The sequence below is a fragment of the Streptomyces sp. NPDC025273 genome (assembly GCF_040638585.1).
GTDB lineage: Bacteria > Actinomycetota > Actinomycetes > Streptomycetales > Streptomycetaceae > Streptomyces > Streptomyces cinereorectus.
The window spans coordinates 1-24,596 of record NZ_JBEZYP010000023.1 but is presented as its reverse complement, the minus strand read 5'-3'; the positions used below and the strand labels follow the sequence as shown (position 1 = coordinate 24,596).

Genomic DNA, 24,596 nt, shown 5'->3' with positions numbered 1-24,596 from the left:
CCGGCGCTCAGGCCTCCTCGGCGGCCTTACGGGCGATGTCCGTGCGGTGCTGGGAGCCGTCGAGCCGGATCCGGCCGACAGCCGTGTAGGCGCGCTCACGGGCCTGCCGCAGGTCCTTGCCGGTCGCGGTGACGGAGAGCACGCGGCCCCCGGCGCTGACCACCGCGTCACCGTCCTGCCGGGTCCCGGCGTGCAGGACGAACGCATGCGGCGCATCCTGCGCCACCACGTCCTGGAGGCCCTCGATCGGGTCACCCGTCCGGGGGGTCGCGGGGTAGTTGTGCGAGGCGATGACGACGGTGACCGCGGCGTCGTCGCGCCAGTTCAGCGGCGGCAGGAGGTCCAGGGTGCCGTCGGCGGAGCCGAGCAGGATCCCAGCCAGCGGGGTCTTCAGCCGGGCCAGGACCACCTGGGTCTCCGGGTCACCGAAACGGGCGTTGAACTCGATGACCCGTACGCCGCGCGAGGTGATCGCGAGGCCCGCGTACAGCAGTCCCGAGAAGGGCGTGCCGCGGCGGCGGAGCTCGTCGACCGTCGGCTGGAGGACGGTCTGCATGACCTCGTCGACCAGCTTCGGGTCGGCCCACGGAAGCGGGGAGTACGCGCCCATGCCACCGGTGTTCGGACCCTCGTCGCCGTCCAGGGCGCGCTTGAAGTCCTGGGCGGGCTGCAGCGGCAGCACCGTCGTGCCGTCGGTGATCGCGAAGAGGCTCACCTCGGGCCCGTCGAGGAACTCCTCGATGACCACACGGTCGCAGGCCAGCGCGTGGTCGCGGGCGGCTTCGAGGTCGTCGGTGACGACGACACCCTTGCCGGCCGCGAGGCCGTCGTCCTTGACCACGTACGGGGCACCGAACGCGTCGAGGGCCTCGTCGATCTCGGCGGGTGTCGTGCAGACGTAGCTACGGGCTGTCGGGACGTTGGCAGCGGCCATGACGTCCTTGGCGAACGCCTTGGAGCCCTCCAGCCGGGCTGCCTCGCCCGAGGGACCGAAGCAGGGGATGCCGGCCGCGCGCACGGCGTCGGCGACACCGGCGACAAGCGGTGCCTCCGGGCCGACGACCACCAGCTCGGCGCCCAGCTCGGTCGCGAGGCGCGCGACGGCGTCGCCGTCGAGCGCGTCGACCGGGTGCAGTTCGGCCACCTCCGCGATCCCGGCGTTGCCGGGGGCGCAGTACAGAGCGGTGACATCGGGGTCGAGGGAAAGAGAGCGGCACAGGGCGTGTTCGCGGGCGCCGCCGCCGATGACGAGGACCTTCACGAGGTGCAGCCTAACCGCCGGGACGTGGCGGCCTCGACGGGCGCCGCTCCGTGGACGGCGTCCCCACGCACGGCTCCCCTACTCGTTGGTGAACTCCTCGACGACCGTGGCTCCCAGCTCACGGACGATCAGGTCGTGCCCCGAGAGCGCGGAGTCGACGAGATCCGGATCGTCCGCCTCCGCGGTGTCGTCCTCCGGTGCCACCGGGTGCGGCGGCTCGGGGGCGGTCCGGTCGTACCCCGTCGGCTCGGGCCTGCCGGACTGCTGGGCCGGGGGCTGCTGGGCGGCCGGCGGGGGCTGCTGGGCGGCGGGCCGGGGCTCGTACGACGGTGCCTGCGGGACGGGCGCGGGCTGGTACGGGGCAGGGGCGGACGGGCGTCCGCCGCCACCGGTGTGTGCGGGCTGGCCGGCGCCGCCCGACGGGTCGACGACGGCGTCGACCCGCCACTTGGCGTTGAACTGCTCGGCGAGGGCCTGCTTCAGCACCTCCTCGCTGCCGCTGCTCGCGAAGGTGTCGCGAGCACCCGCGTTGAGGAAACCGATCTGAAGGGTGGCGCCGTCGAAACCGGTGACCTGGGCGTTCTGGCTGAGCAGGATCCAGGTGAACCGGCGGCGGTTCTTCACGGCCTCCAGGATGTCCGGCCACATGTTCCGCACCTGCGCCGCGCCCTGCGCCATGTCCTGCCCGCCGGCGGCGGGTGCGACGGGCGCGGGGGCCGCGGCCCGAGCAGGAGCCGCGGCCGGGGCGGGGGCGGGGGCCTGCGGGGGCGGCGTACTGCCGGGCGCGGACGCGGCGGGCCAGCCACCGGGCCTGCGCGCCGCCTCACCCCCGCTGCCGGCCCCGCTCGCGGCGGGCCAGGCGCCGGGGCGCTGGGCCGCGGCAGGCGCTTCGGCGGCAGGCTGCTGCACCTGGGGGTGCTGGACGGCCGACTGCTGGACCGGATGCGCGGCAGCCGGTGCTTCCCGGGGCATGGGAGCGGCCTGCGGTACGCCGACGGCCTCGCCCCGTACCGCCGCGCGGGCGGCGGTCGGCCCGGAGACGGCCCCGGCGCCGGAGGCGTGAGCCTCGGGCCCCGGTACGTAGCCCAGGGCAGGGCCCGCCCCGGCCGCCGTGAAGGACGCGCCCCGCTCCAGCCGGTCCAGCCGGGCCTGGAGCGAACGCTCGTCGTCGAAGGCAGCGGGCAGCAGCACCCGGGCGCAGATCAGCTCCACCTGGAGCCGCGGCGAGGTCGCCCCGCGCATCTCCGTGAGCCCCTCGTTGACCAGATCGGCCGCACGGCTCAGCTCCGCGGCACCGAAGACGGCCGCCTGTGCCTGCATCCGCTCGACCACATCGGCGGGAGCGTCGATGAGCCCCTTCTCCCCGGCATCCGGCACGGCGGCCAGGATCACCAGGTCGCGCAGCCGCTCCAACAGGTCGGCGACGAAACGCCGGGGGTCGTTGCCGCCCTCGATGATCTGGTTCACGACCTCGAAGGCCGCCGCCCCGTCGCCCGCCGCGAAGGCGTCCACGATGGCGTCCAGCAGGGTCCCGTCCGTGTATCCGAGGAGCGAGGTCGCCATGGCGTATGTCACACCGTCGTCGCCCGCGCCGGCCAGCAGCTGGTCCATGACGGACATCGAGTCACGCACGGATCCGGCACCCGCCCGCACGACGAGCGGCAGCACACCGTCCTCGACGAAGCTGTTCTCCTTGCCGCACACCTCGGCGAGGTAACCGCGCAGCGTCCCCGGAGGAACCAGCCGGAACGGGTAGTGGTGCGTGCGCGACCGGATCGTGCCGATGACCTTCTCGGGCTCCGTGGTCGCGAAGATGAACTTGAGGTGCTCCGGCGGCTCCTCGACCACCTTCAGCAGGGCGTTGAACCCCGCCGGGGTGACCATGTGGGCCTCGTCGATGATGTAGATCTTGTACCGGCTCGAAGCGGGCCCGAAGAACGCCTTCTCCCGCAGGTCACGGGCATCGTCCACGCCACCGTGCGACGCGGCGTCGATCTCGATCACATCGATGGAACCCGGCCCGTTGCGCGCCAGGTCCTGGCAGGACTGGCACTGCCCGCACGGCGTCGGCGTGGGCCCCTGTTCGCAGTTCAGACAGCGGGCGAGGATGCGCGCGCTGGTCGTCTTGCCGCAGCCGCGCGGCCCGCTGAACAGGTACGCGTGATTGACCCGGTTGTTCCGCAGGGCCTGCTGCAGCGGGTCAGTGACATGCTCCTGACCGATGACCTCGGCGAAGGACTCGGGGCGATAGCGGCGGTACAGCGCAAGGGACGACACACCTACGAGGTTATCGGGGTGGACCGACAACCGGCCCCGCCCCGGGCGCAGCGCCCGGCGGGACGGACACACCCCGGGCACGCAAGGGCCCCCCACGCACCCGTCAGAGCCGACCTACCCTTGCTGCCTTCCGGCCCTGGGGGAGTTCAGTCAGATAGCGCCACGTGAGGGGCTGATGCCCACCTTAACCGATCCCCGCCCCCCGAAGTCCACCCACCCGGCCTCCCGGGCCGGCCCCGAGGGCTCCCCGGAACGATCTGCGGGGAACGTGTTCGCGAGCACTCCCCAACGTCTTGTATTGTTTGCGGCGGAGGATTCGCCTAGTGGCCTAGGGCGCACGCTTGGAAAGCGTGTTGGGGGCAACCCCTCACGAGTTCGAATCTCGTATCCTCCGCCATTGCTCTCACCGGGCAATACGTCGAAGGCCCCCGCTGCTTGCAGCGGGGGCCTTCGACGTGTGTGGTCTCAGTTTTGGTCTCAGTTGGCGCGAGGTGACGCGTCGGCTCGGTTGCTGGTCGGCTCTCCTCCGCCGTGCACCCCCTCAAGGCAGACGAGCCAGAGCTCGCTCTCGTTGATCATGAGTACGAGCGGATGCCGATCCCACGAGGCCCACGAGCCTCATACTCCGCAGACGGAACAGATCACCCGAGCGCGAGCGCCCCTGTGGATAACTCTCCTGGCCGAAATCCTGCCTAGTAGTGTCAAGACGTGGCCACTCCCCTGTTCTTCGACACCGCCCTCCACACCCTCCCCTCAGTCCCCGAGGAGGCCGTGGAGCACGGCGAGGTGTTCACGCGGCGTTGGGTCGTCGATCTGATCCTCGACCTCGTGGGATATACCTCTGACAAAGCCCTCTGCGACCTGAAGCTCGTGGAGCCCGCCTGCGGGTCAGGAGCCTTTCTAGGAGCGGTGGCTTCGCGGATCAGCGCATCCTGCCGCGAGCAGAACCGTCCCATCAGTGACGCAAGCCATGCCGTGCGTGCGCTCGATCTGCTGGAGCGCAACGTCCGCAGAAGCCGCGAAGTCGTCGAGCAGCACTTGGTCGACGACGGCTGGAACCCCACAGATGCCCAGCAGGTGGCAGCGGCCTGGATCGAGCAGGGTGACTACCTACTCCAGCCCGAAGGGACCCAGCACGCGGACTACGTAGTCGGTAACCCGCCATACATCCGCCTGGAGGACGTCCCGGCGGACAGGATGGCCGTCTATCGTCACGCGTGTCCCACAATGGGCGGCCGCGCAGACATCTACGTGGGCTTCTTCGAAGTCGCCCTTCGAAGTCTCGGGGCAGGCGGACAGCTGGGCTTCATCTGCGCGGACCGTTGGATGCGCAATCAGTACGGTCGGCAGTTGCGCCATCTGGTGACCAAGAGCTTCAGCATGGACCTGGCCCTGGTCATGCACGATGCGGACGCCTTCGACGACCAGGTCTCCGCGTACCCCGCCATCACGCTGATCAGCAAGCGGCCCCAAGGCACCGCTGTGGCAGCGGACACCACGCGAGCCTTCGGTGCTCCTGAGGCCACCGCCTTCGCACGCTGGTACGCGACTGACCGGACAGAGTCGGTCACGACACCAGCGTTCCAGGCCGCTCGCATGCCGCATTGGTTCCCGGACGAGGACTCCTGGCCGAGTGCTTCACCCGCACGACTGGCAGTCCTCGAGGAACTGACAGAGCGCTTCCACCTGCTTGAGAGCAAGAAGTCCGGTACCCGAGTCGGCATCGGCATCGCGACCGGAGCGGACAAGGTCTTCCTCACCGACGACGGCACGTTGATCGAAGACGACCGCCTCCTGCCGATGGCCATGGTTCGCGACACCACGAGCGGCACGCTCAACTGGAACGGCACCTACCTGGTCAACCCCTGGACGGCCAACGGCGATCTGGTCGACCTCGCCACGTATCCCCGGCTTGCCAGGTATCTCGACGAACACGGAGCCGCGTTGCGCAAGCGCTACGTGGCTGTCAAGCAGCCACACCGCTGGTACAAGACCATCGACAAGGTCGATCACGCGCTGACTCGGCGGCCCAAGCTGCTGCTCCCGGACATGAAGCTGACGATCCATCCGGTACTCGACGAGGGCGGACTGTACCCTCACCACAACCTGTACTTCATCGTCTCGGACGTCTGGGACATGCGCGTGCTGGGTGGTCTCCTACTCTCCAAGGTCGCGGAAGCATTCGTGGAGGCGTACGCGGTCAAGATGCGAGGGGGGACCCTCCGCTTCCAGGCTCAGTACCTCCGCAAGATCCGGGTCCCAGACCCGGAAGCAATCAGCGAGCACGACCGAGAAGCCCTGGCGGCAGCTTTCGACAAGCGAGACGTGAGGGCCGCTACGGAGGCCGCCCTGCGCGTCTACGGACTTGCCGAGCTTCCTGACTAGGAGAGCGGATCTTGACGGTCACCCGCCAGGACTTCGAGGACGCGATAGCGACCTATTGGGGCGCCAAGCAGCTACAGCGGGAGCAGTCCGCGATCAAGGCCGCGGTCGGCGCCGGCACCGCCGGATCCGTGCGCGGTGGCAAGCACTTCGACGCGATCGCGATCCTCCTGTCGAAGTTCTTCCTCGAAGCCGGCTACCCGCCCGAGAGCATCCGGGTCACCAAGAAACAAGGTCTGGAACTCCCCGGTTACTACCGCCCCCAGAAGCAGTGGGACCTCGTGGTGGTCCACGAGGGAGTGCTGGTTGCGGCTTTCGAGCTGAAGGCCCTCGGTGGGCCGTCGTTCGGAAACAACTACAACAACCGGGTTGAGGAAGCACTCGGCAGCGCGGTGGATCTGCGACGGGCCGCCTTGGCCGAGCTGTATCCGCAGGAGAAGCCCTGGCTCGGTTACTTCTTCATCATGGAGGACGGCAGCGGCTCTCGGAGGCCGGTCAGCATCGCGAAGGGCGCGCTGCCTGCCGATTCAATCTGGCACGGCACCTCGTATCAGGACCGGTTCGGGATCTTCTGCGAGCGCCTTGTGGCCGAGCAGCTGTACGACGCCGCTTGCTATGTCACGTCCTCAGCCGAGGACCCCAAGCCAGTCGAACTGGTAAACAGCCTTGACTGGCGGCACTTCTCCGCTGCCATAAACGCCCGCCTCACGTATCTGAAGGAGCTCGGGCTTCCAGGCTAGGAAAGACGAGCGGACCCGACCGATCTGGTCGAGGCCCCGCGTTCGGACGCCTTCGCAGGGGCGAGGGCCCCTCACCTCGATCTCGCGTGACGATCCATCGGCGGACTCGGTCGGCCGTTTTTGTGTGGTGGGTAGAGCGCGGGCAGGTCGGGGGCCCAAATGTCGTCTCGGGGTGGCGTCGGGTTCCACTGCTCCGGGGTGGTGAGGGGCTCTCGTGGGAACGGGGAGACCTGCTGGTCACCCGGGGCTCGGTAGGAGTGCAAACCTGTCGAGGGCGTCGGTGATCACGGGGGTCCAGGGCCAGTCCCGGCGGGGGCGGGGGTGTGCGTGTATTTCGTCTTACGGCGAGCCGCCGGGAGCACCGGGGGCCGTCCCACCGGCCGGGGGAGCGGGCACGGGTGGGGATGGCACGGCGCGGCGCGGGCGGGGGAGGAGGCGGTGGGCGCGGCCTCGGGGGCGAAGGTGCGCTTCTACGGCGGCCATGTATCGCTCGCGGACATCCGCCAGCGCCCGCAGGTCGATGACCGACGTCGGGATCACCATCGCCGTGTCGTCCGCTGCTGGGGCCGAGCGCCACGCACCCTTCATGCTCTGCCCGGCCACCGTCCGCGTACGGGCGACGAGTTCGTCATACGCGGCTCCCACCTCCGGAGCCTCAAAACGGACCCACGCCTCGTGCCAGGTCAGTCTGGACTGGATCTCCCGCAGCTGCTCCGACAGACGGACCCGCTCCTCGGCGGCGGCGTCCGCGCGGCGGCGCCGCACGGCGTAGGCCATCTCCGCGTACTGGATGCTCGCTTCGTACGCGCTCGCGAACAGTTCCTGCTTCCGTTCACGCAGCTGGGCGCGGCGGATGATCCGCGCCTGGATGCCGAGGACGAGGCCGGTCACGAGTGCGGCGAAAACGGCGGCGTAGGGCCCGAATGCCTTGATCGCGTCAGCCAATGATTTGGTCCTGTTCGTCGAGGCCCGGCGAACCGTGGCCGTGGGGTGCTTCGAAGCCCGGCCAGATGTTGGTGGCGCGGTAGGCGGACTCCCAGCGCAGATGGCGGACGATGATCGCGATGAGGAGCCGCCCGCCGTCACCGGGCGTCCAGCGGCGCGAAGGGGCGTCCTTCGGGTACCAGAGGCAAAGGGAGCCGTCGGAGTTGCGGTGGGCGGGACAGTCAGGTCCGCGTGCGTGGACGCGGGGGAATGCCGGATCGCTGGGAGCGAAGACGATGCGGAGACTGTGCGAGGGCAGGATCTGCACGTGGACAGTGAAACCGGACGCGAAGTCGGCGGGCTTCTCCACCTCGCGCACGTCGAGCCCCGTTGAACACATCTCGGTCAACAGCTTGGCGCGGGCCATGGGACGGGCGAACCAAGGACGGCGCGCGGGACGCCGGTCACCGCTCAACGGCCACGTCCTCTCTCCACGAGCGCGTCTTCGGAAGGAGCACGCTCGCGCCGGCGAGACCGAGGCTGGCGGTGGTGCTCAGGGGAGTGGAGGCGGCGGAGAAGACGCGCTCGCGTTCACGCATCGTCTTGGGGAAGAGCTGCTCCAAGACCTCCGCCACCGTCTCGATGTCGTCGGGGTCGGCTATGGCCTTCGCGAGCTTGTCGGCGGCGACCCGCAGCCGCCGCTCCGCGTCCGCATCAGGGATCAGCGGCTTGAGGTCGGGCGAGACGGAGCGCGGATCCTTGGTCGGCTCGCCACGCTGGAGGCGCAGGGCGGCCTCCCGCAGCACCGTGTGGACGGCGCCGACGAGGCCCGTTCGCGGCTCGACGAACTCATATGCCCATACCGAGAGTTGGTGCGAGGAAAAGCCTGGCTTCGTAGCCTGAGCATTCCACGCCTTAAGGATGCGGATGGCGCGGCGCCGGGTGCGCCGCAGGGCGTCGGCGCCGGATGTCAACAGCTCCACGTGGCCTTGGGGGTCGCTGGCACTCCATGCCTTCTTGGAGCCCTGGGCCCGCTGCAGGTCGGGGATCCACAGTCCGCGCCCATCGCGGCGGCGCAGCGCCACGATGAGATCGACCGTGACATCCGTGCCGTTAACCGGAGCACCGAAATGAATCTTGAGACCCCGCCGGGACTTGCACACTCGCGCTTTTGGATAAGACGGGGTGCGCCCCGGGTCGCGGAGCTTCGGACCGATGAACGCGACGAGTTCGTCGGTGACGGCGTGCGGGGCCTCCCATTCGCCGTCAGGACCAAGCTCCGGGTGCCGGACACGGTCCAGGATGATCCCGCCGTCCCCGTCGCTGACGGCTCCCGCGTGCGGCTGAATGTGGGTGCGAACGGGGATCGAACCCGAGCTGTACGACGTACGGCCCTCGGGGTGCTGCTCGGCCAACCTGCGGGCCAGCACCAGACGTTCGCGCGTCGCCGCGAGGACGTCGGGATCTACGTTGATCAGAGTGAGCAGGTCGTCGAACTGATTGTGCAGATGTGCCATGACCGTTCCTTGCGGGCGGGGGTGCGGTGCGTGGACAGACAGCCGGCACGGGCGTGTACCGTGCTCCGAGTCTGACGCACGCCGCTGACAACGCCCCCGCTCTGAGCGGGAGTCACAGCCCAGCGCGGCCCGGTCGATGAGACGGTCACCGAGGTCAAGGGCCGGCGCCGCCAGGTCTCACGACTCCCCAGAGTCATCGGGTTCTTCCTTGTCCTGGGTAAGGATCCGGCCTCCGACGAAAACCACAGCCAGAGCCAGCCCGGAACCGACACCGACCATGACCTTCTTCAGTAGACCGTCCACGTGCCGCTTGTGCTCAGAGTCCTTCTGAGAAGCAAGTCTTGCCGTTTCCTGGATGAGTTCGAGGAGGTGCTTCCTCTGTTCCCAGGTCAGGTCGCCTCTGTGGAGTTCTCGCTCGAAGATCACCCGGTTCTCCCGGAGGGCCTGGTAGACCTGATCCAGGCTATGCCTGCCGTCCGCGAGAGTGGCCTCGTGGGCCTTCTCAATGGCTCCGAAGGCATCCGTGGCGAACTTCCTGAACTCGGGGAACTGTTCGACGATCTTCATGGCCACTTCGGTGTCCATGTCAGGCATCATGGCCGCGAACTTGACCGCTTTCTCCTTGGAGAGATGCCTCCAGGTGTCGATCCCGAGCGCGCGCATGATCTCGGCTTCGTTCTTGTACTTCATGCCGTGGGGCCTCCATCGCTCTCCTTCGCAGCGCGTTCTTCCGCGCTGCGGGCCGCTAACTCTGCCCATCGCCGTACGTGGCGGGATTACGCGCCCGGTCCACAGCCTGTGCGCACGCCTCCCCGTAGGCCGACGAGACCGCGTTCTCGTCCGTGCCCCGCACGTGGGCCTCGACCTCCTGGCCTGGCCGACGAGAAGTGTGCCAGCGGACTGGCAGGTCCGTGTACAGATCGGGCTCGAAGTCCCAGGCCCATGTCGACCATCGGGCAGGACTCCCGACGTTGAGCCGTTCACCTCCCGTCAGGAACACGGCATGAGCGTGGTGCACCATTCGGCGGTCGGGAACCTCATGGCGGATGAGCTGGGCTCCACCTCCCGCCTCGGCCTCCCAGCGTTCCCGCCCCATCTCCTCGACCTGTGCCGCCTGGCCTGGCCGGTCCTCGCTCCACTGGGCAATCACTTGCTCCGCGTGCTCGCGGGCGGCGAAGGCCAGGCGTCGGCCGCCAAGGTCAGCGAGGTAGACAGCTGAGTCGACCGAGGCAGGGCCGGGGCGCACGGCGGCACGGGAGACAATCTCGCCGTGCGCGACCCAAGCCAGATCGGCTACTTCGTCCGCACTCGCGATGCCCGCCTCGCCGCCAGAGGGTCTGCACGCGATGTAATGGATCTCCCGGCCCGTCATGGGGTGGACGCGTTACCCAAGCACGGTCTGCGGAGTCACCAGCAGCCCGGTCTCCTCCCAGGTCTCACGCGTCGCTGCCTCCCCTGGAGTCTCCTGAGACTCGACCTTCCCCGCCGGGAACTGCCACGTGAGCGCGCCCTCCGGCACGCGACCTCGCACGAGCAGGACATGCCCGTCCTGCACGACGACAGCGGCTGCGACTGCTTGGTTGGTCTCACTGGTCACGGAGATCTCCCCCGGGTGCCTGGGTCGTCGCGTATCCCGCCATCATGACCTCAGCCCTTCAGGGGCACGTCCCTGGCCGCGTAGTAGGCGTGTAGGGCAGCCTCGCTGCCTGATCCCAGGGCGGTCATGATCCGTTGGAAGCGGGCGGAGCGGAGGTCGCCGGCCACGATGATGCGGGGATGCTGGTCGGTCGGCGGGCAGTATCCGTCCGGGCCCCGGGTCAGATCGCCGGGCGGGGCGGTCGGGGCGTTGCCGATGCTGAGGTAGGCCGAATCCGCTGTGATCGTCCGCCGCGTGCCGTCCTGGCCCACTGCGTCCGCCCACACCGATGTGCCCTCTTCGGCCTTCAACGTCAGGTGCTCGACGGGAACGAGGGCGACGCGGGGGTCGTCCCGGATTTCCTCGATCTTGTACGTGTCGGCTGCCGGGTACGCCACGAGCAGGCGGGTGTCTGTGGTCGGGTGGGCGCGCAGGAACGTGCCGATCGGGCGGTCACCGCCCAGGACGAGGAGGGTGCGACCCTGGGCGTCGTCAGCTTCGGCCTCCCAGAGCGGAGGCAGGACACGGCCGCTGGGGGCGGTGATCCAGGTGACGTCGTGAGGCTGGAGGGGGCCGACGCCGGTGGCGACGACGGCGTACGGAGCCGTGAGACGCGCACCGGTGTCGACCGTGACGGTCACCTGGTCGTCATCGGCTCGGAGTTCAGTGACGCGCCTGCCGAGTTCGAGGCGGCACAGCTCGGTGCCCTTCAGTTCCGCCACGATGGAGTCGGCCAGGTCGGTGCCGTTGGTGTGGCCGCCGAGGACGTTGTTCAAGGCCGGGATCCGATAAAGATTGCGGCACAGCCGGTCCGGCTCGACCAAGATCGAGCGCATGCCCACGCCAGCGGCCATGCGGGCGGCGGCGCAGCCAGCCGGCCCTCCGCCGATGATGATCAGGTCGGTGTCGAGCGGTGTGTCGGCCATGGGGCTATTCCAGCACCGGATCCGTTAGACGCGTGGAGAGTTGGCCCATCACATGTTCGGCGTCCACGAGTTGGCCTGTTCCGATCAGGCGCCGGGCGACGAGCAGACCGGCGTCGTGGACGTCCGGGCCGGCGTCGCTGGCACAGGCGTCCGTGACGATCCAGGGTGCGTATCCGTGCTCGAAGGCGTCTGCGGCGGACTTCAAAACGCAGCTCTCGGTGGCGATTCCGCAGAAGACGAGGTCGGTCCAGCCGGCCCGGCGAAGCAGTTCTGCGGCCTCCGGTGTGAAGAGCGTGTATCCGGTCTTGTCGACGCCTGCGTGCGCGTGGCCCGCCGCCTCGGCGAGCTCGGGAACGATGTCGGTCTCGGGTGGTTCCTGGAGCCGCCGCCATTGGAAGAAGCGCTCGTAGGGGCTGTCGGGATAGTTGAAGTACCGGGTGAAGACGACAGGGCGCCCGGCGGCGGACCATCTGGCGACGAGGTCGGCGACTGCGGGCACGACGTGGCGACTGTGGTGGTTCACGAAGCCGTTCTGCATGTCGATCACGACCAGTGCGGCACTGCTGATGTCCATCGGCTCTCACTCCTGCCCGTTCTCAGCCGGCGCTCTCGCGCAGAGCTTCCTGTGCGGTGCGCAGCCGTTCGGCCAATCCGCTGGTCTTCATGATGGCCTCCCGCATCAGGACGTGTTGCGCGGTCTCCTGAGCACGGGCGGTGGTGAGCCGGGAGGCGGCGGCGCGCAGGAATCGCCAGCCGTACCGCTCCGGCATGGAGGGGTCTTGGCCGTCCTCGACCATCTGCTGGATGTGGCGGGTGAAACACCACAGGGCCTGGACGGTCAGCTCGCAGGCGACCAGCTCGTCGGTGGTGAGGCTGCGCTCGCTGGAGTGGGAGGCGTAGGCGACGCCGGACCAGCCGGCGTAGGCGGTGGACACTCCCCGTACACCGAAGGAAACGATGTCCGGGTGGTCGAAACCGGTGGCAAGAAGCGACTCCTCGACCGTGCAGGCCAGGGGCGCGGGACCACCCGGCGCCCCGCGGTCGACCAGAACCGAGGGAGTGGAGAGCAGGCGCAGCGCGGTGTCGTAGGCGTCTCCGGCCCACGGGCCGGAGGTGAGGCAGTAGAGGGAAAGGACGTATTCAGGGTTGGAGGCCCCGGCGTGGTCCCCGTCGAGGAGTTCGCGGATCTTGTCCCGGGCCCAGGGAAGGTCGGATGCGTAGGAGCGGTAGCGCCAGACGGCCAAGTCGGTCAGCGCGGCAGGTTCGTGCGGCTGGACAAGGTGGAAGACGGCTACCCCGCACGCGAAGACGTGCAGGACACAGCTCTGGGCCTCGGGGTGGTCCAGTCGGGTCGAGGAGGACTCCAGCCATTGGGCGTCCACACTCGGTGTCAGATGCTCCCGGAGCCGGCCGGCGCGCTCGACGCCGATGAAGACCGGCAGGAACTTGTGGGAGTCGACTTCGATCCGTCCTGTGACGGGTGCAGCCGCGTCACTCATTCCCAGCGCTTCCGCGAACCGGGTTTTCGCGTCGTCGGGCGCGCGACCAAGCGCGGTGTCGAGAATGCCCTGGGACTCGGCGCGGGGCTGGTAACCGGCACCGCCTGCCTCCCAGTTCGACACAGTGCGGTCGCTGACCCCCAGGTAGGCGGCGAAATCCCGCAGGCTCATGCGCAGGGCGTCGCGTAGCAGCCGGGCCTCCCGGCCGGACCATCTCTGCACCGTGACCACCGTGGTACCCCCTGTCCATCACCCGGTGGAACGACCGAACGACCAGCGTAGCCAGCCTTGTTCAGCAGTGGTGCGGCATTGCTGCAGCGCCCGTACATCACACTCCGCAACCGTCTTGCTCCATGCTGAATCCACCGCGTCGGGGCCGGCCACCACCAGGCAGCCCCTCCGCCGTTCTCACCACCACCAGAAGGAGCAACCGGCATGATCGACATCGTCAAGCGCAACGCCCGCGCCATCCTCCTCGATGGCGACGAACTGGTCCTGATCAAGCGCACCAAGCCGGGCAGGGAGCCGTACTGGGTGGCTGTCGGCGGAGGGGTCGAGGCGGACGACGCGACCATCGAGTCGGCTCTGCACCGCGAGGTGTTCGAGGAGCTCGGCGGCAAGCTGGCGCGCGCCGAACTGGTCCATCTGATCACCGACCAGTTGGAGGACGGCGTCGGCGTCCAGCACATCTTCGCCGCGCGCCTGGAGTTGATGGACCTGGCCGCGCGTACGGGAACGGAGTTCGCGAAGCCGGAACGGGGCGAGTACGAGGTCGTACGCGTCCCGTTCACCGGCGAGGCGGTCCGCGAACTGAACCTGATGCCCCCGGAGCTCGCCGAGTTCATTGCCGCCAACACGTGCGCGATCACCTCCGTCCTCGACACCCCGATCCGCGAGGCGTGAGCGATGACGCAAGTCCCGGACTTCGTCAGCCTCAACGGCCCTGACAACGTCGGCAAGACGACCCACCTGGTGCGGCTGGCCGAACGGTGGGACCGCTTCCAGCCGCTGGGCGCGGTCCACGAGCACGATCCCGAGCCCTGGGCACTGGTGGCCGCCGGCGACTACGCCCGGTGGTGGTTCCAGACGTCCACGACCGTCGAGCTGACCGAGATGCTGCTCGCCGGTCATGCCAAGCGGACCGCCGCCCGCGAGACCGGGCGTACGGGTCTGCTGGACCGGGGCCTGCCCATGCTTCTCGCCGTGGCCGCTGCGACCTGCGTGGTCAAGGACGGGCTGACCGTCGGCGAAGCGTTCAAGTCCGTGACGGGAATCGCCGGTTCGCGGGCCGCTACACCCGAGACCTCCCTCCTCCTGCTCCCGTCATCCGACGCCGAACGCAGTTACGCCATCACCAGCGCCCGCGAGGGCCGACCCTGGACCGGGATCTACCCGGACTACCAGAAGACGCTGCACGCCGTCCTGCTGCACCAGGTTGACCACGGTGCGTTCACCGCGGTCGTCGACTGCGAGGACCGCTCCTTGGACGCCGTGCACAGCGACGTGCTCGATCGCCTCGGCCTCAGCCGACTCACCGACGGGAGTCCCCGATGACTCAGAACTCCCCGCCCCTGGTCCTACCACCCAGTCTGTCCCGCACCGTGGCAGCACTCCAGGACAAGGACCGGAACCGCCTGGACGACACCATCACCCGGCTCCACACCGTCAACGGGCACCTGTGGGACACCGAAGACCGGGTGCGCGGCACCTTACTCTCCGCCGCCCAGGTCGCCGACTGCAAGCGAGAGATCGACCAGCTCAACGCCGAACGCAACCTGCTCGCCGAGCGGGCTGACGAGATCCTCGGCTCACTGGCCGACGCAGGCCGCGCCGACGCACCGCTGCACACCGAGACGCTCGCCTCCGTCGTAGACCGCCTCTCGGTGCTGACACTGCGGATCTGGCACAGCGAGCAGGCAGCCGCCCGGGACGAGCTGGCCCGCCGACGTGTCCCCGCCCTTCACGGCCAACGGGAGGAACTGTGCGCCGCCCTCGACGCGCTGGTCTCCGACGTTGTCGCAGGCCGCCGCCGACTCCCCATACCGGCTCGCTTCAAGCTGTACGGCCGGGACGACGCCGCCCCCGAAGAGATCAAGCCGAGTCGGCGTCTGCGCCGGGTCCTCGCCTTCGGTGGACTGAGCGAGTGCGGCAAGAGCACCAGCGCCGAGTTCGTCCAGCGCACATGCGGTGCGCAACGCTTCAAGATCGGCTTCCTCCTACGGCAGGCGGCCCACCGGGAGGGTCTCGCGGACCCGTACGCCCTGTCGACCCGCCGGCAGGCCGAGCTGCTGCTCGGTGAGCTGAACCGTTTCGCGGACGCGCACGTCGACACGGAGCTGTTCACCATCGAGTCCGTCCACGACGACGCCTCGATCGCCGAGCTCAAGCGACTCATGAACGACGCACTCCAGATCGTCTACCTGGACGCCTCCTTCGCCGTTCGCGTCGAGCGGTCCGGCACTCCGGCACAGGCCGTCGCCGCGAAGGACGAGATCAAGATGAGCCGTGGCGCCCACCAGGTAGCCGCGCTCGCCGACCACGTCATCGACAACACCGGCAGCATCGCCGCCCTCCGCGCCCGGCTCCGGCGCATCGCCGCCCCGCCCGCATCCACGTCGCTGCGCGCGGCCACTCCGTACGGGCTGGGACTGCCTGCCGCCATAGCCTCGGCGACGGCCGACTTCACCGACGCGGTACGGGCCTACGGCCCCGGCGTTCGGCTCGCCGCCCTGACCGGCAGCCCCGGCGAGGGCAGCTGGATCGCCAGCTGGTCCGACCTGGACCTCCTCGTGATCGCCGAACACGAGGCCATCGGCCGGGTCCACGAAGCCCTGGAGCAGTACCGGACGGCCCTCGGCGGTGCGGCCTCCCTCGGCCCCACCCTCGTCACCCCCGGCGAACTGACCGCCCGACGCCTCACCCCGCGCCTGGCGTTCGCCCTCCACCAGCTCCAGCAGGGCAGCCCTGTCCTGCATGCCGCACCCGGCCTCGAACTGCCGAAGATCAGCAGAGGCGAGCTGGCGTTCGCCGCTGTCCGGGAACTCCCCCAGGTCATCCTGACCATGCGCCGTCTGCGCGCCGACGCGGGGCCGACCGCGCTGCGGCAGCTCTACAAGCACCTCGTGCTCGCCTGCCGCCTCCTCCTGCGCGAGCACAACCAGTGGGAGTCCGGCCCCGATCGGATCCTCGCCGTGGCCTCCCGCATGCCGGGCCTGACGGCCCTCTCGGTGCCCTCCCTGGCCGAGATCTCCAGCGCTTGGCGCGACGGCGAGGTCGAGCTCGTCCTCAAGCCCGTCACCGTGGCCGTCGACCAGCTCCTCACCTGGTACGCCGCCCAGCTCGCCGCCTGAACAGTCTCCCTCTCCTTCCTCGTTCTCCGTCCGACAGGAGCTTCGCCATGCCCGAAACCATCGCCGTACCGCCCTTCACCGCCCGGATCGTCGAACGGCTCAGCGTTGGAGCCACGAGCCGCCGCGAGCGCGTCATCCATTCCCTGGACGGCCTGGAGAACCCTGTCCACCCCGACACCCTCGCCACCACCGGAGCCGATCTGTGGCGTCTGCTCCAGGAGCAGGTGCCGGAAGGGCTCGGCTCCGTGGACTTCCTTCTTGGCCTGGACGCCGGCGGCATCCTGCCAACCGTCTCCGTCGCCGGCGCCGCTCAGCTCCCATACAAGATCGCCTGGAAGCTGCACCTCCCCCTCGACGGCGCGGTCCGCTTCAGCGAGCCCCACGCCATGCGCACCGACGTCTTCGCGTACGGCATCACCCACGGCCAGCGCATCATCATCGTGGACGACGAGATCACAACCGGCCGGACCTTGGCCGATCTCACCCGCCGGCTCCGCGAGGCCGGCGCCGTCCCACTGGCGGCGGCCTGCCTGGTGGAGGACACGACCCGCGGAGCCCGCGACCTGCTCACCGACCTCGGTGTGCCGCTCGTCTCGCTCACCACGATCGAGGGCGCGGAATGACAGCTGTGGCCCCGGCGGGGATCCGGTTCCACCACGGTTCCCTCGTCATCCCCGCCGGGGCCGTCCACACCACCCCGCTCGGGTACGACCGGGACAGCGTTCCCATCGGCGCACCGCTCCCGCTGGCTGCCTCCGCCGAGCTTGTCCACCGCCTGAGCGGGTGCGGCGAGATCGTAGTGGCCTTCGAGGGGAAGCTCGGTGACACGCTCCTCGCACTGTCGGGGGTCCGCGCGGTCCTCGACTGGCTGCGGCTGCGGTCGGTACGCGTGGCCGTCCGGGCGGTGGGTCCGTACGCGGGGCTGATCGCCCGCACTGGGCTGATCACGCAGCCCCAGGCCACCGCTCCCAGCGGCTGGCGAGCCGTGATCGGCGACCGCACGGGCATTGAGGCGCACGGCTCGGAGGCGGTGGTGAGCCTGGTGCTCGACCCAGCCGCCCCGCCGTGCTGGTCGAGCGACGGCCGCGCCCACCCGGACCTGCCCGCCCGCCACTACCTGGCTCTGGAGCGCCGCCTAGGCATCCGCCTGCCCGGCACGGCTCCTTTCGCTCCCACCCTCGCGACCGGGCCGAACAACCTCGTGGAGGAGCTGCGCTCGGTGGGCTGGCTGGGCGGTCTGACCATCGCCGCCATCACCGCCACCAGTTGGCCGGAGCGCAAGGACTACACCGCCCAGCGCTACATCGCCCTTGCCGAGCACATCGCCGAGGCACAACAGGCCCAGGCCCGGCTGCTGCTCATCGGCGGCAACCCGGGCGACGGCCTCCGCGTCACGACGGAGGCTCCCCGTCGCCACGTGCAAGCCCTCCACATCGACGGGATGCCAGCCGACGGCCTCGTCGACCTCTTCCCGCACTGCCACCTGATCGTCGGCAACGACACCGGCCTCACCCACCTCGCCGCGATGGCGCGCGGCGGCCGGGATGGCGGTGGCCCGCCGGTCATCGGCCTGTACGCGCGCCACAGCCACAGCAAATGGCGCACCGGCCTGCCGCACCACCACGCCGTCGCCACCAACCTGTCCGACCGCATGCACCAAGGCGACCTCTGCCCCGTCCGCGACGCCATCGCCCCGGACACAGACATGCACATGGACGCCTTCCCGCCCGCCGCGCTGGCCCAGGTCGGCCTCGAACTACTCAACGAGGTGGGGCGATGACCTTCCAGCCTCTCTTTCGGGTCGGGCCGGTGCGACGCTTCACCCGCAACCTGCTCTGCCCGGTCGCCCTCTTCGGCCACTCGCTGCTCCTGAAGTACACCCGCAACCCGGCCGAGGCTCGCGAGGAGATCCGCGGCCACGCCCGCCTGGCCCGGCACTACCGCGTCCCCGCCCTCCACGCCCACCTGCGCGTCCCGGGCGGGCACCTGCTCGCGTACGAACGCCTCCCTGGCAGCACCGACCAGGGCCTCCTGCTCGACCTCCTCAACGCGGACGAGCCGAGCGGCGACCTCCGCACCTACATGGACCAACTCACGGCCGCGTATCAGGAGGTCATCCTCACAACGTCATGGCCGGCCGATCCTGCGAACGTCGTCCGCAAGCTGTACTGGGACCGCGCGGCACCCGGCGGCCGACTCGACACGTACTACGCCGGCAAGGACTTTCTGATCGCCGACGGCCTCATCGACATCCCGGTCTCCCGCCTCGGGACCTACACCCTGAGCATCAACGGCCGCCGACACCGCCTCGACTGGGCTGCCACCCTCCGCTGGCTGCGCGTGCACTTCGCCACGGCAGAACCGGTATGGGCGGCCCTCACCCAGGGTGACCCCACCGACGTCAACCTCGCCCATCCGCTCGCCTGGTTCGACTACGACACCGCAGGGATGAACAGCATCCCCGGCGAGTTCGCCAACTTTCTCTGGTACGCCTCCGCTCTCGGCGGCTGGCTCGTACCCACCTACAACCCGACCGCCTTCGCCGACCACCCAGCCACCTTCACCTACGTCCCGGCCAACACCCCCGAGATCCGACGAGCGGCAGTCGACCACACCACCAGCACCATCCACATCGACTACACGCCGCGCCTCTCTGCACCCCGGCGAGCCGCCATGACCGCGTACTGGAACAAGCTCGTAAGACCAGTCGCGGACCGTCTCTGGCCCGGCGAGGACCTGGCGAACCTGCTCCGCCCCTACCTCGCCATGCGCATCCTCGGCGTCTACAACCTGGCCGACCTGGCCTCTGAGGACCGGCTCGTCCTCCTCGCCCGGCTCGCCGAGGCCATGAGCCCCACCTTCGACCCGACCACCTACTTCTGCCCGCTGGAGTCGCCATGCCCGGCCCCCTGAACGGCCGCACCGCCCTGGTCACCGGAGCCACCGGCGGCCTCGGCTCGGCCATCGCCAGCCGTCTCGCTGCCGACGGCGCCACCGTCGCCCTCGCGCACCTCGACGACGGCCTGGCCGCAGCCGAGCTCGCCGCCCACATCACCGGCAGCGGCGGCGCCGCAATCTCCCTGGCAGCCGACCTCCGAGACGCCGAGGCCGTGCGCGCCCTATGCCACCAGGCCCACGACCAGCTCGGCCCGATCGACATCCTGGTCAGCAACGCCGGCGCCTACCCCCGCCGCACGTGGACGGAGACAACGCCGGCTCACTGGGACGAGGCTCTGGCCTCTAACCTGACCAGCCACTACCTCCTCGCCCACGAGCTGACCCCTGCAATGACGGCCGCCGGCTGGGGCCGGATCATCACCATCGGCTCAGTCCTCGCCACGGCGGGCCGCCACGACCTCGCCGGCTACATCAGTGCCAAGGCCGGCCTCGAAGGACTCACCCGTGCCCTCGCACGCGAACTCGGCCCAGTCGGCATCACCGCGAACTGTGTCGCCCCCGGTTCCATCCGCGTCCCCGCTGAGGACACCGTCGTCGACGACCCGGAAGCCATGACCGCCCGGCAGCTCGCCCGCCAGTGCGTCCAGCGCCGGGGCCGCCCGGAGGACATCGCCGCGGTCGTCGCCTTCCTCGCAGCCGACGACGCTGGATTCATCACCGGCCAGACCCTGCGCGTCGACGGAGGCTGGATCCTTGGCTGATATCTGGCTCATGCGCCACGGCGCCTACGAAGGTCACCGCCCCGGCTACCACGCCCCGCACGAAGCCGCCCTCACGCAGGAGGGCCGCGAGCAGGTACGCCGCTCCTTGCCCCTCCCTGAGGGCGTCACCGCGATCGTCACCAGCCCGATCCCCCGCGCCCGTCAGACCGCCACCCTCGTCTCGCACCTCACGGGCCTGCCGATCGTGGCCACCTCCGGCCTCCTTGCCGAATGGCGCGCCCCGAGCATCGTTCTCGGCCGCACGGCCGAGACCTACCCGCCGGCCTACCGCGCCTGGCGAGCTCGGCGCATCGCCAGCCCCTCCCTACGCTGCGAAGACGGCGAAAGCCTCACCGACCTCCACACCCGCGCCCGCCACTGCGCCGCCTTCCTGCACAACAGCGCTGGGCGCCACGGCTCCCTCCTGGCCGTCTCCCACACCCTCCTCCTCGGCGTCCTCACCCACCTCCCAGAAGGCCCCGCCGCCTTCACAACCGCCGCGAAAGCGCCCTGGCAGTTCGCCGAGCGCCGTCTGCTGCCTGCCCATCAACGAGCCGCACCCGGCCTTCAGCGACCTGCCCAGTAAGTGGCTGCCCCCAGCCACTACGCCTGCCCGGAGGCCCTCCTATTCGTACGTCTCCTTCCAGCGCGCCCGATGCCGTCGATCCCCTTGCCCCAGCCCGTTCACCGCGCCGAGCGACAGCAACGAGGCGCCGTTGTTCCACAGCCCGAGGTGATCGCGATGGACGGCGAGGATGTCGTTCTCCGTGGCGAATTTCTCGGCCGGCCCGCTGAAGTAAGTGGTGGCCACGAAGATCGCCACGTCTGCCCTGAAGTGCACACTCGCACCCAGCAGATCCCGCATCTCCCGGCTGGGGATCTTGCTCTTGGGCGTGTACCGCTTGCACTGGATCACCATGGTCCGCCCGTCGGGGAGGCACCCCAACACGTCAGCCCCGTTGTCGTGGGAGCCGCCGACCCTCCGCACGTCGCTGCACCCATCTCGCCGACACAACTCCACGACGAAGTCCTCGAACTCCGTTCCTGTCATCGCGTCGACCTCAGCGAGCGTCCGATGCCCCGCCTTTACGGCCTCGTCATGCCTCCATTGCCGATCGCCGCCCTTGATGAACCGATCGGTGCGCCACAGCCACCACCCGCCGCTGACGGCGCCGCCAAGCACGAGCGCACCCGCCAGGTAGGGCCAGACCTCGCTCCAGAAGGCCACCAGCACGACAACGCTCACGCCTCCAGCAAGGGATCCGATCTTGAGTCGCTGCTGGCGACGCTTGCGCGCAGCCGATACCCGCCGCTTCCGTGCCGCCGCCATGACCCTCCCTGTAGTCCAGCACAGCAGGATCAAGGAGGAGGCACTGAACCGTAAGGGCGCCGATCAGCCAATGGCTGGCAACCGGTGCTCCGTTCATCTTGCCTATGAGGGACGGCTCATCCGCCCGGTAACGGCGACCGATATCGCGATGGGGCACGTCGGCTTCCGCTCGTTCCCAATCACTGCCGGCGTCCATCCGACGCAAGCTGGGCAGCTGGGCGACATGGGCGCCCGATGCTTGCGCATCGCGACTCGAAGTCTGCTGGCAGCCACCCTCGCCCAAGTAGACGGGGGTGAGCTGGGAACGCCGTAACAGCAGCGACGACGAAGATGAGCGATGCCCACGGCGTGTGCACACGGATTGTCGCGTGTTGCCCGCGGGTGTTAACGAAGCTTGTCTGGAACACATGCGGGGCTACGAGATCGATCGTGCTGAGCGCCCTCCAGTCGAGGTCAAGCTCAGCTAGCGGATGGGCGAAGAACAGCCTCCGCAGGGTTATGGTCACCTCTCCCGCACCGTCCAGCACCCACCGCGGTTGTGCATCGCGCTCCGCTTGACGACGCCGAGAGGAGTTGCCGAGCGCAGAGCCCACCAAACTGCCGATGACGAAGGCCGGACTACCGGCCGCTACCACGTTGCTGTGTTGATATCTCCCGTTTCCCAGGACTCGCCAGGTCGAACGCTGCCCAGGCCCGACGGCAAGGGCGCGGTCTCCTTGAGCGAGCGGGGCGGTCGTGGCGACGAGTGGGCGGCCAGCCATTCTGCCTTCGAGGAGATCGGCGAGAATGTCGCACGTGTGCCACAGGTACTCGTCTAACGCAGACCAGGGTGGCCGTTGTGCGTTCTTCGGCGGCGGCGCGAAAGGATTGGCCACTGTCACTCCGGCGTGTCTGTCAGAGGTCTTGATCGGCTGCGTAGCGCGATCAAGCCTAGTCAGACAGCGCAGCGAACAGGGTGCCGTTCAACTGCTGACCGATTTCGTTCGCTCGGACTGCCGGAGGAGGGGCAGGCGCTGCCCTCATGCGCCGAACATGACTGCGCCGTAAGGGTGTTGCCGTGACAGTATGCTGCCCCGGTTCTGGCGCGGAGGGCAGGACTCGTCGCCCTGAACCTCGAACGGTGTAAGGGGGCTCAATGCAGCAGCTGTACGTCGTCGGCTTCGAGGTAGGCGTGGCGGGTGAAGGTGGCGCCTCAGCCGCCTTCGATCGACTCCTGTCACATATGGAAGAGCACCTCGACCCAGGATCGACCGGGTTGTCAGCCACGGATCTCATGGTCGACAGCGGCCAGATCACGGTCCCTGGACACGGCCCTGGCAGGCCCGACCAGCACGTGACCTGGACCCCTGTCGCTGTCAGCAACGATGTGCGGGCCCTGCGGATGGAAATCGAACAGGACCTGCCTCGAGGCGGCCGGTTCGTATGTCAGCTGACTGCATCCCAATACGACGAGAAGACGCGCTTCCGTGTCGCAATGGGGCGGAAGAGTGGTGGCGTGCTCGCGCCAGCGACAGTGGAAGACCTGAAGCCGCCTCGCGCGCTCAACGGAATCATGGCTGATCCCGACCTCCATCGCGCGGAGGGTTCCGACAAGATCGCCGCAGCCGCGACGCCGGTCCTCGCCGCTCAGGTGCCCGCGGTGCTGGAGCGCCTGGGCAGCCCACAGAGGCGGCTTCCAGTCCTCGCCGTCTCATCAATCCGCATGATGGGGCCTACGGATGCCTTCGCGCGCAAAGCCGCACGCCGTCTTGCAGGTCTAGCCCATGTGGTGGTGGTTTCGGGTTGGCTGGCCTTCGATTCCTTCAACACAAGCGTGGACCGAAGCCTGCTGCCCAGGGACGGTGCGCGGCTGTACTGGCCCACGCTGGAAGCCCGCAATCCATGGTGGGGGCCGAGCGAACTCTGCGGCGACCATGAGGCGCTCCTGCGCACGATGATGCGACTCCTCGCCCCTCTCAGTGTTGTCGCACGAGGCAGGGATCGCCACTGGGACGCAGTCCGCTCCGCCGAGACGAACTCCATCCTCGAGAGCCTGGCAGGCGAAGCCGAGACCGAACAGATCGTGCTCCTGAAGGCAAAGCTGGCGGAGGAGCGGAGTCAGACCCTCAAGCTTCTCGAAGAAAACGAGGTGCTGGAAAGCAAGGTCGGCAGGCTGGAGATCGACGTTGCGAACCTGGAGGCTCGCCTCGACGCCGAGGAGGCGCCTTCGCCTGCAGAGCCGGCTGAGGTGGCAGCACAGCACCTGGTCTCCGTCAGCCGCGACTTCTCCAGTGACTGGGACCGGTGGACCCAGGAATCCGGGGGAGCTCTCGTCTTCACACCAAACGCGAAGACGCAGTGGCGCAAGTGTTCGTACAAGGACTTCGAGCGTATGAGGGAGGCACTGGACTCGCTGGCCGCTCTCGCCAAGGCATGGAGGGGGAAGAAGAGCAAGGTCGGTGAATCCTTGGTCTCCTGGATCGGCAACCAAACGGCCTTGACCTATGCGCCTGAAGACGAACCACTGCGGATCAAGGGGCTGCACGAGTTCAACTTCGACGAGGGGACCTGGGATCGGCAGCCCCACATCAAGCTCGATGACCACACCAGCAAGGACCGGGTGGGCCGAATCTACTTCGCGATCGACGGCCAGGCATACCGCTGGATCGTCGACCACGTCGGGCTGAAGTTGTACGGCCTGTCCTGACCCGATCGGCTGCGGATCCGTAACGGGGGGACCGTCAGTAGAGGCCGAAGGGCTCGGCTGGTCTCAGTCCTGGTCTCATTCTCCCCCGTCCGGCCCGGTCCGGACAGGGCCACCCCGCACGCTCCGCCGCAGGTCAGAACGGGTACGACCTCCACCGAACCCCCGTACGAACATTTGGAAAGCGTGTTGGGGGCAACCCCTCACGAGTTCGAATCTCGTATCCTCCGCCATTGCTCTCACCGGGCAATACGCAGAAGGCCTCGACCGGGAAACTTGGGTTCTAACGGTCCTCGCAACACCCGCGATCTGTGGGGGTTGCGAGGACCGTGGTCGTTGGACGCGATGACGTTGCGAGGCTGAGGGAGCGTTTCCTTGCCCGGCTGGATGCTGTGGGGAACGTGACGGTGGT

At 68.9% G+C, this 24,596-nt stretch carries 23 protein-coding genes, 1 tRNA gene and 1 other RNA gene; 13 read left to right on the top strand and 12 right to left on the bottom strand.

Annotated elements, in window-relative coordinates; all coding sequences use genetic code 11:
- Positions 1-7: 7 nt before the first annotated feature.
- The 3 genes from purD to ffs form a co-directional block, all read right to left on the bottom strand.
- Complete coding sequence (gene purD / locus AB0F38_RS28090) at positions 8-1,261, bottom strand: phosphoribosylamine--glycine ligase (RefSeq protein WP_361899100.1); 1,254 nt, start codon at positions 1,259-1,261, stop codon at positions 8-10.
- 78 nt (positions 1,262-1,339) lie between these two features.
- On the bottom strand, positions 1,340-3,538 hold the full coding sequence (locus tag AB0F38_RS28085; protein WP_361899097.1) for a DNA polymerase III subunit gamma and tau: 2,199 nt from the start codon (positions 3,536-3,538) through the stop codon (positions 1,340-1,342).
- A gap of 80 nt (positions 3,539-3,618) precedes the next feature.
- An RNA gene (gene ffs, locus AB0F38_RS28080) (signal recognition particle sRNA small type) lies at positions 3,619-3,715 on the bottom strand.
- A gap of 132 nt (positions 3,716-3,847) precedes the next feature.
- On the opposite strand from ffs, the gene AB0F38_RS28075 reads away from it, so the two are divergent.
- From AB0F38_RS28075 to AB0F38_RS28065, 3 genes are all read left to right on the top strand, one after another.
- Positions 3,848-3,935, top strand: a tRNA-Ser gene (locus AB0F38_RS28075).
- Positions 3,936-4,246: 311 nt separating this feature from the next.
- A complete protein-coding gene (locus AB0F38_RS28070) occupies positions 4,247-5,923 on the top strand; it encodes an Eco57I restriction-modification methylase domain-containing protein (protein WP_361899094.1) in 1,677 nt (558 codons plus the stop codon).
- Between the two features lie 11 nt (positions 5,924-5,934).
- Positions 5,935-6,660, top strand: a complete 726-nt coding sequence (locus tag AB0F38_RS28065; protein ID WP_361899091.1) for a PaeR7I family type II restriction endonuclease — start codon at positions 5,935-5,937, stop codon at positions 6,658-6,660.
- 339 nt (positions 6,661-6,999) lie between these two features.
- On the opposite strand, the gene AB0F38_RS28060 is transcribed toward AB0F38_RS28065, so the two are convergent.
- From AB0F38_RS28060 to AB0F38_RS28045, 4 genes are all read right to left on the bottom strand, one after another.
- Complete coding sequence (locus AB0F38_RS28060) at positions 7,000-7,605, bottom strand: hypothetical protein (RefSeq protein ID WP_361899089.1); 606 nt, start codon at positions 7,603-7,605, stop codon at positions 7,000-7,002.
- Positions 7,598-8,011, bottom strand: a complete 414-nt coding sequence (locus AB0F38_RS28055; protein WP_361899086.1) for a hypothetical protein — start codon at positions 8,009-8,011, stop codon at positions 7,598-7,600. Before AB0F38_RS28055 ends, AB0F38_RS28060 begins: the two co-directional genes overlap by 8 nt.
- A gap of 37 nt (positions 8,012-8,048) precedes the next feature.
- Positions 8,049-9,101 carry a hypothetical protein gene (locus tag AB0F38_RS28050; protein WP_361899083.1) on the bottom strand — a complete coding sequence of 351 codons (1,053 nt, stop codon included), beginning with the start codon at positions 9,099-9,101 and terminating at the stop codon, positions 8,049-8,051.
- A 177-nt stretch (positions 9,102-9,278) separates the two neighbouring features.
- Positions 9,279-9,791, bottom strand: coding sequence for a hypothetical protein (locus AB0F38_RS28045; protein WP_361899080.1), 513 nt, complete (start codon positions 9,789-9,791; stop codon positions 9,279-9,281).
- Between the two features lie 313 nt (positions 9,792-10,104).
- On the opposite strand from AB0F38_RS28045, the gene AB0F38_RS28040 reads away from it, so the two are divergent.
- Positions 10,105-10,320, top strand: a complete 216-nt coding sequence (locus AB0F38_RS28040) for a hypothetical protein (RefSeq protein ID WP_361899077.1) — start codon at positions 10,105-10,107, stop codon at positions 10,318-10,320.
- A 165-nt stretch (positions 10,321-10,485) separates the two neighbouring features.
- On the opposite strand, the gene AB0F38_RS28035 is transcribed toward AB0F38_RS28040, so the two are convergent.
- From AB0F38_RS28035 to AB0F38_RS28020, 4 genes are read right to left on the bottom strand one after another with little or no spacing between them, the layout of a single operon-like run.
- Positions 10,486-10,698, bottom strand: a complete 213-nt coding sequence (locus AB0F38_RS28035) for an NUDIX hydrolase (RefSeq protein WP_361899074.1) — start codon at positions 10,696-10,698, stop codon at positions 10,486-10,488.
- A 50-nt stretch (positions 10,699-10,748) separates the two neighbouring features.
- Positions 10,749-11,663 (bottom strand): FAD-dependent oxidoreductase, encoded by a 915-nt coding sequence (locus tag AB0F38_RS28030; protein WP_361899071.1) that lies wholly within the window; start codon positions 11,661-11,663, stop codon positions 10,749-10,751.
- Positions 11,664-11,667: 4 nt separating this feature from the next.
- Complete coding sequence (locus AB0F38_RS28025) at positions 11,668-12,237, bottom strand: isochorismatase family cysteine hydrolase (RefSeq protein WP_361899068.1); 570 nt, start codon at positions 12,235-12,237, stop codon at positions 11,668-11,670.
- Positions 12,238-12,259: 22 nt separating this feature from the next.
- Positions 12,260-13,384 (bottom strand): helix-turn-helix domain-containing protein, encoded by a 1,125-nt coding sequence (locus tag AB0F38_RS28020; RefSeq protein ID WP_361899065.1) that lies wholly within the window; start codon positions 13,382-13,384, stop codon positions 12,260-12,262.
- A 213-nt stretch (positions 13,385-13,597) separates the two neighbouring features.
- Here AB0F38_RS28020 and AB0F38_RS28015 point away from each other — a divergent pair, with 213 nt between their 5' ends.
- The 8 genes from AB0F38_RS28015 to AB0F38_RS27980 are packed head-to-tail and all read left to right on the top strand — an operon-like array spanning position 13,598 to position 20,757.
- Positions 13,598-14,065, top strand: coding sequence for an NUDIX domain-containing protein (locus AB0F38_RS28015; protein ID WP_361899062.1), 468 nt, complete (start codon positions 13,598-13,600; stop codon positions 14,063-14,065).
- Between the two features lie 3 nt (positions 14,066-14,068).
- Positions 14,069-14,716 (top strand): hypothetical protein, encoded by a 648-nt coding sequence (locus tag AB0F38_RS28010; RefSeq protein WP_361899059.1) that lies wholly within the window; start codon positions 14,069-14,071, stop codon positions 14,714-14,716.
- On the top strand, positions 14,713-16,512 hold the full coding sequence (locus tag AB0F38_RS28005) for a DUF4254 domain-containing protein (protein WP_361899056.1): 1,800 nt from the start codon (positions 14,713-14,715) through the stop codon (positions 16,510-16,512). The genes AB0F38_RS28010 and AB0F38_RS28005 overlap by 4 nt, the downstream gene beginning before the upstream one ends.
- A 47-nt stretch (positions 16,513-16,559) precedes the next feature.
- Complete coding sequence (locus tag AB0F38_RS28000) at positions 16,560-17,135, top strand: phosphoribosyltransferase (RefSeq protein WP_361899053.1); 576 nt, start codon at positions 16,560-16,562, stop codon at positions 17,133-17,135.
- The gene (locus tag AB0F38_RS27995) at positions 17,132-18,292 is read left to right on the top strand and encodes a glycosyltransferase family 9 protein (RefSeq protein ID WP_361899050.1); all 1,161 of its coding nucleotides are present in this window, start codon (positions 17,132-17,134) and stop codon (positions 18,290-18,292) included. Before AB0F38_RS28000 ends, AB0F38_RS27995 begins: the two co-directional genes overlap by 4 nt.
- Complete coding sequence (locus AB0F38_RS27990; protein ID WP_361899047.1) at positions 18,289-19,425, top strand: hypothetical protein; 1,137 nt, start codon at positions 18,289-18,291, stop codon at positions 19,423-19,425. Before AB0F38_RS27995 ends, AB0F38_RS27990 begins: the two co-directional genes overlap by 4 nt.
- Positions 19,410-20,171: an SDR family oxidoreductase gene (locus AB0F38_RS27985; protein ID WP_361899044.1), complete on the top strand. Its 762-nt coding sequence runs from the start codon at positions 19,410-19,412 to the stop codon at positions 20,169-20,171. The genes AB0F38_RS27990 and AB0F38_RS27985 overlap by 16 nt, the downstream gene beginning before the upstream one ends.
- The gene (locus AB0F38_RS27980; protein ID WP_361899042.1) at positions 20,164-20,757 is read left to right on the top strand and encodes a histidine phosphatase family protein; all 594 of its coding nucleotides are present in this window, start codon (positions 20,164-20,166) and stop codon (positions 20,755-20,757) included. The genes AB0F38_RS27985 and AB0F38_RS27980 overlap by 8 nt, the downstream gene beginning before the upstream one ends.
- Positions 20,758-20,796: 39 nt before the next feature.
- Here the strand turns inward: AB0F38_RS27980 and AB0F38_RS27975 are convergent, their stop codons facing one another.
- Positions 20,797-21,501, bottom strand: a complete 705-nt coding sequence (locus AB0F38_RS27975; protein ID WP_361899040.1) for a restriction endonuclease — start codon at positions 21,499-21,501, stop codon at positions 20,797-20,799.
- Positions 21,502-22,636: 1,135 nt separating this feature from the next.
- Here AB0F38_RS27975 and AB0F38_RS27970 point away from each other — a divergent pair.
- Positions 22,637-24,187, top strand: coding sequence for a hypothetical protein (locus AB0F38_RS27970; protein ID WP_361899037.1), 1,551 nt, complete (start codon positions 22,637-22,639; stop codon positions 24,185-24,187).
- The last annotated feature ends 409 nt before the right edge of the window (positions 24,188-24,596 follow it).

What these genes read in the sequence shown, in the direction of transcription:
- AB0F38_RS28055 (WP_361899086.1), bottom strand. Translation starts at nt 8,011, where the DNA reads ATGGCCCGCGCCAAGCTGTTGACCGAGATGTGTTCAACGGGGCTCGAC.
- AB0F38_RS28050 (WP_361899083.1), bottom strand. Translation starts at nt 9,101, where the DNA reads ATGGCACATCTGCACAATCAGTTCGACGACCTGCTCACTCTGATCAAC.
- AB0F38_RS28045 (WP_361899080.1), bottom strand. Translation starts at nt 9,791, where the DNA reads ATGAAGTACAAGAACGAAGCCGAGATCATGCGCGCGCTCGGGATCGAC.
- AB0F38_RS28040 (WP_361899077.1), top strand. Translation starts at nt 10,105, where the DNA reads ATGAGCGTGGTGCACCATTCGGCGGTCGGGAACCTCATGGCGGATGAG.
- AB0F38_RS28030 (WP_361899071.1), bottom strand. Translation starts at nt 11,663, where the DNA reads ATGGCCGACACACCGCTCGACACCGACCTGATCATCATCGGCGGAGGG.
- AB0F38_RS28025 (WP_361899068.1), bottom strand. Translation starts at nt 12,237, where the DNA reads ATGGACATCAGCAGTGCCGCACTGGTCGTGATCGACATGCAGAACGGC.
- AB0F38_RS28015 (WP_361899062.1), top strand. Translation starts at nt 13,598, where the DNA reads ATGATCGACATCGTCAAGCGCAACGCCCGCGCCATCCTCCTCGATGGC.
- AB0F38_RS28010 (WP_361899059.1), top strand. Translation starts at nt 14,069, where the DNA reads ATGACGCAAGTCCCGGACTTCGTCAGCCTCAACGGCCCTGACAACGTC.
- AB0F38_RS28005 (WP_361899056.1), top strand. Translation starts at nt 14,713, where the DNA reads ATGACTCAGAACTCCCCGCCCCTGGTCCTACCACCCAGTCTGTCCCGC.
- AB0F38_RS28000 (WP_361899053.1), top strand. Translation starts at nt 16,560, where the DNA reads ATGCCCGAAACCATCGCCGTACCGCCCTTCACCGCCCGGATCGTCGAA.
- AB0F38_RS27995 (WP_361899050.1), top strand. Translation starts at nt 17,132, where the DNA reads ATGACAGCTGTGGCCCCGGCGGGGATCCGGTTCCACCACGGTTCCCTC.
- AB0F38_RS27990 (WP_361899047.1), top strand. Translation starts at nt 18,289, where the DNA reads ATGACCTTCCAGCCTCTCTTTCGGGTCGGGCCGGTGCGACGCTTCACC.
- AB0F38_RS27985 (WP_361899044.1), top strand. Translation starts at nt 19,410, where the DNA reads ATGCCCGGCCCCCTGAACGGCCGCACCGCCCTGGTCACCGGAGCCACC.
- AB0F38_RS27975 (WP_361899040.1), bottom strand. Translation starts at nt 21,501, where the DNA reads ATGGCGGCGGCACGGAAGCGGCGGGTATCGGCTGCGCGCAAGCGTCGC.
- AB0F38_RS27970 (WP_361899037.1), top strand. Translation starts at nt 22,637, where the DNA reads ATGCAGCAGCTGTACGTCGTCGGCTTCGAGGTAGGCGTGGCGGGTGAA.